The sequence below is a fragment of the Falsiroseomonas oryzae genome, from assembly GCF_027856955.1.
GTDB lineage: Bacteria > Pseudomonadota > Alphaproteobacteria > Acetobacterales > Acetobacteraceae > Falsiroseomonas > Falsiroseomonas oryzae.
The window spans coordinates 1-4,784 of record NZ_JAPSMD010000410.1 but is presented as its reverse complement, the minus strand read 5'-3'; the positions used below and the strand labels follow the sequence as shown (position 1 = coordinate 4,784).

General features: G+C 75.2%; 4 protein-coding genes. 3 read left to right on the top strand and 1 reads right to left on the bottom strand.

Features of this window, described 5'->3' with window-relative positions:
- The 3 genes from OZN99_RS25725 to OZN99_RS25715 all read left to right on the top strand — a co-directional run.
- Positions 1 to 960: tripartite tricarboxylate transporter substrate binding protein (locus OZN99_RS25725; RefSeq protein WP_270938085.1), on the top strand; the 960-nt coding region annotated here is incomplete at its 5' end.
- 51 nt (positions 961 to 1,011) lie between these two features.
- A complete protein-coding gene (locus OZN99_RS25720) occupies positions 1,012 to 1,803 on the top strand; it encodes an alpha/beta hydrolase (protein WP_270938084.1) in 792 nt (263 codons plus the stop codon).
- Positions 1,800 to 4,124 (top strand): xanthine dehydrogenase family protein molybdopterin-binding subunit, encoded by a 2,325-nt coding sequence (locus OZN99_RS25715; protein WP_270938083.1) that lies wholly within the window; start codon positions 1,800 to 1,802, stop codon positions 4,122 to 4,124. The genes OZN99_RS25720 and OZN99_RS25715 overlap by 4 nt, the downstream gene beginning before the upstream one ends.
- Before the next feature lie 5 nt (positions 4,125 to 4,129).
- On the opposite strand, the gene OZN99_RS25710 is transcribed toward OZN99_RS25715, so the two are convergent.
- Positions 4,130 to 4,784 (bottom strand): 2-keto-4-pentenoate hydratase (locus tag OZN99_RS25710; protein WP_270938082.1); only part of this gene is annotated, 655 nt, incomplete at its 5' end.

The following is a 4,784-nucleotide window of genomic DNA, read 5'->3' as shown; positions in this document are numbered from 1 at the left end:
GCCGCCGCAGCGCTGCCTGCGCGGGCCCAGGCCCCCTACCCCGACCGGCCGGTGGTGATCGTCGCCCCCTTCGCCGCCGGCGGCGCCGCCGACATCGCAGCCCGCACGCTCGCCGCCCACGCCCCGCGCGTGATGGCGCGCGCGCTCGGCAAGACGGCCGAGCCGGTCATGGTGGTGGAGAACCGGCTCGGCGCCTCCGGCGCGGTCGGCACGGTGCATGTGCAGCGCGCCCGGCCGGACGGGCACACGCTGCTGCTGGCGCGCGTCGGCTCCGCCGCCATCGTTCCTGCGCTCGATCCGCGCGCGCCCTATGCCTGGGACGACTTCACCATGCTCGGCCTGCTGGACGAGAACCCCTACGTGGTGTGCGTGCGCGCCGACGCGCCCTGGCGAACGCTGGCCGAGCTGATCTCCGCCATCCGGGAGGCGCCGGGGCGGCTGAACTTCGCCACCAGCGGCCCGCAGACCATCCTCGACCTCGGCATGCGGCACATGATGGTGCAGGCCGGCCTCGCGCACGATGCCGCGGTGGCGATCCCCTTCCGCGGTGGCGGGGAGGCGCTGACCGCGCTGCTGGCCGGCCAGGCGCAGTTCGTCGGCAACAACCTGGCGGACATGGCGGGCGCGCTGGCCGGCGGGCAGATCCGGGCCTTGGCCGTCAGCGGCGCGGCGCGTCTGCCGGCCTATCCGGGGGTGCCAACGGCCGCCGAGGCCGGCGCGCCTGCGCTGGCCGACATGGCCGGGTGGAACGCGCTGTTCGGCCCGCCCGGCCTGCCGGAGCCGGTGGTGGCCGCCTGGACGCGGACGCTCTCCGCCATGGCGCAGGATACCGGCTGGCTGGAGGCCACGCGCCGGCTCGGCTCGGTCCCGCGCATCCTGGACCCGGAGGCGACGCGCCGGCACGTGGCGCAGCAGGTCGCGCTGTTCCGCGACCTCGCGCGGCGCATCGGCCTGACCTGAGCATCCGGCCCGGCGCTTGACGCCGCGGGTCGCGGCCGAAACCCTGCCGCGATGCACGACTCCCCGAAGGTCTGGCTGCAGTACGACCAGGCGGCGCTGGATGCCGCCTATGACCAGCGCGCCTGGTGCCCGGACATGCCGGACTGGCTGGCCCGCTACCGCGCGGAGACGGAGGCCGCGCGCGCCGCGCTGCGGCCGCAGGCACTGTCCTACGGGCCGCACCTGCTCGACCTCTATCCGGCACAGGGCGCGCGCCGCGGGCTGCATCTGCACCTGCATGGCGGCGCCTGGCGCGCGAACACGCGCGACGATGCGGGCTTCGTCGCGCCGGCGCTGTGCGCCGCGGGCTTCGAGGTGGCGGTGCCGGATTTCAGCCTGCTGCCGGCGAAGTGCCTGCCGCAGGTGGTGGCGGAGCTGCGCGCCTGCGTCGGCTTCCTGGCGCCGCACGGGCCGATCCACCTCTCCGGCCATTCCTCCGGCGCGCATCTCGCCGCGGTGCTGGCGACGGAACTGCCTTTCGCCTCCGTCACGCTGGTCTCCGGCGCCTACGACCTGGAACCCGTGCTGCTCTCCGCGCGGCGCGACTACGTCCACCTCTCGGCGGAGGAGGCGCATGCGCTCAGCCCGATCCGCCATGCCGCGCGAATCGCGGCGCCCGTGCTGATCGCCTGGGGAACGGCGGAGAGCCCGGAATTCATCCGCCAGGGCGAGGCGATGGCGACGGCGACCGGCGCGCGGCGCTTCGTGCTGCAGGGCGCGCACCATTTCGCTACGCCCTGCGCGCTGTCGTCCGGCCCTTTGCATGACGCGCTGGTCGCGCTCGCCGGACAGGGCACGCCATGACCGAGAATCCATGGTACGTCGGCGGCGCGCCGCGTCGCGTGGAGGATCCGCGGCTGCTGCGCGGCCTCGGCCGCTACAGCGACGACATCGCGCCGCGGGACGCCCTGCACGCCGTCTTCCTCCGCAGCCCGCACGCCGCCGCCCGCATCGCCGGCATCGACACGAAGGCGGCACGCGCCCTGCCAGGCGTGGTCGCGGTGGTGACGGCGGAGGACCTGGCCGATGTCGCGCCGCTGCCCTGCCTGGTGCCGCGGCACCTGCCGGACGGCTCCCCCATGCCGCGCCCGCCCTATTGCGCGCTGTCGGGCGAGGCCGTCCGCCATGTCGGCGATCCCGTCGCCCTGGTCGTCGCCACCAGCCAGGCCGCTGCGCGGGACGGCGCCGAGGCGGTGGCGGTGGACTGGGAGCCGCTGCCCGCGGTGACGGACGCCGAAGCCGCGCTGTCCCCTGGCGCGCCGGAGGTCTGGCCCGGCCTGCCTGCCGGCAATCTCTGCTTCGAGTTCCGCCTGGGCGACCACGCCAGGGTCGCCCAGGCGATCGCAAGCGCGCCGCATGTGGTCAGCTTCGACGCCCGGATCAGCCGGGTCTGCGGCGTGCCGATGGAACCGCGGGCCGCCATCGCCGAATGGGACGAGGCGGAGGGCCGCTACACCCTGCGCACCAGCGTGCAGGTCGTGCATACGCTTCGTGACCTGCTGGCCGCCGCACTCGGCGTGCCGGCCAGCGCCATGCGGGTCGTCTCGCCCGACATGGGCGGCGGCTTCGGGCTGCGCAGCCACCCGACGCAGGAACAGCTCGCTCTGCTGCGCACTGCGCGCGCGCTGCGCCGCCCGATCCGCTGGGTCGCCGACCGGACGGAGGCGATGCTGTCCGACGCGCATGCGCGCGACACGCACAACCGGATCGAGCTGGCGCTGGACGCGGAGGGCACCTTCCTGGCGCTGCGCGTCACCAGCATCGCCAATCTCGGCGCCTATCTCGGCACGCTGACGCCGCACAGCAGCACGAACAACCTGGGCGGGCTTTCCGGCGTGTACCGCACCCCGCTGATCGCGGCGACGGTGCGCGGCGCCTTCACCAACACCCAGCCCCAGGCGCCCTATCGCGGCGCCGGCCGGCCGGAGGCGAGCTACGCCATCGAGCGCGCCATCGACATCGCCGCCGCGCGGCTCGGGATCGACCGGCTGGAGCTGCGCCGGCGCAACCTGATCCCCGCCGCGGCGATGCCCTGGCGCACCGGCTTCGTCTTCACCTACGACAGCGGCGACTTCGCCCACGGCATGGCGATGGCGGAGGAGGCCGCCGACCTGGCGGGCTTCCCCACGCGCAAGGCGGCGAGCGAGGCGCGCGGGATGCTGCGCGGCCTCGGCATCGCCAACGCCATCGAGATCAGCGCCGGCCCGCCCGGCGCGCCGATGGACGAGGGCGCGGAGCTGCGCATTGCCGCCGATGGCAGCGCGACGCTGCTCCTCGGCACCCACAACCACGGCCAGGGGCACGAGACGGCGTTCCGCCAGGTGCTGGCGGAACGCCTGGGCATCGCGCCGGATCGCCTGCGCATCGTGGCTGGTGACACGGATCTCGTCCCTCATGGCCGCGGCACCTTCGGCAGCCGCAGCCTGGTCGCCGGCGGCGCCGCGACCGTCGCCGCCATCGCCCGCGTGGTCGAGCGCGGCAAGCGCATCGCCGCGCACCTGCTGGAAGCCGCGCCCGCGGACATCGAATTCACCCCCGGCCGCTTCGCCGTCGCCGGCACCGACCGCGCGGTGACGCTCGACCAGGTGGCGCGCGCCGCCCATACGCCGGGCGCGCGCCGGCCGGGGGAGGATGCGGGGCTCGCGGCGCAGGCGGCCGTCACGCCTGGCAGCGAGACCTTCCCGAATGGCTGCCACATCTGCGAGGTGGAGGTGGACCCGGAGACCGGCGCGGTCCGGCTCGACCGCTACACGGTGGTGGACGATGTGGGGACGGTGGTGAACCCGCTGCTGCTGAAGGGCCAGATCCAGGGCGGCGTCGCGCAGGGCGCGGGCCAGGCGCTGATGGAGGAGATCCGCTACGACGAAGCGGGCCAGATGCTGACGGCGAGCTTCATGGACTACGCCATGCCGCGCGCCGCCGACCTGCCCTTCGTCCAGGTGCTCTCCAACCCGCAGCCCACCGCCGGCAACCCACTCGGCGCCAAGGGCGCAGGCGAGGCCGGGACGGTCGGCGCGCTGCCCGTGGTGATCTCCGCCGTCTGCGACGCCATCGGCGTGCCGCATCTCGACATGCCGGCGACGCCGGAGCGGGTCTGGCGCGCGCTCGCCGCGCGCGGCACCTGACGCCGTCAGTCCAGGTCCACCACCACCTCGCCGAAGCCCTCGAAGCCGCCGACCACGCGCTGGCCGCCGGCCACCCACAGCAGCCCGGTCCAGCTGCCGGTCGTCACCACATGGCCCGCCTGCAGCATCAGGCCGACACCGTGCAGGTGGTTCGCCAGCCGCGTCAGCGAGGCGAGCGGATCGCCCGCCGGGTTGCTGCCGCGCTTCTCCACCTGCACGACGCCCCCGCAGCTCTGCCGCACCGTCAGGTCGTTCAGGTCGCGCGCACGCCAATCCGCCACCGGCGCGCCGCAGACCAGCCCGGCATGGGAGATGTTGTCGGCCAGCGTCTCCTCCAGCGTGACGGCGGTGCGGTCGGCGTAGCGCGTGATCACCATCTCGACCGCGGGGAAGCAGGCCTCGATGGCGTCCACCACCTCCGCCTGCGTCCAGGGCGTGCCGCGCGGCGGCAGGTCGCGGCCCAGGCGGAAGGCAATCTCCGTCTCGATCCCGATCGTCCCGCCAGCCGGCACCGGCCAGCGCGCGGGCGAGGTCCGCAGCCCGGCGGCATCGAGCAGCGCCGCCGTGGCCGGCTGGCCCGGGGGCATGGCGCATTTCCAGCCGCCGATCCGCCCGCCCAGGCCCTGCAGCACGGCGCGCTGCACCGCCCAGGCCCCCGCC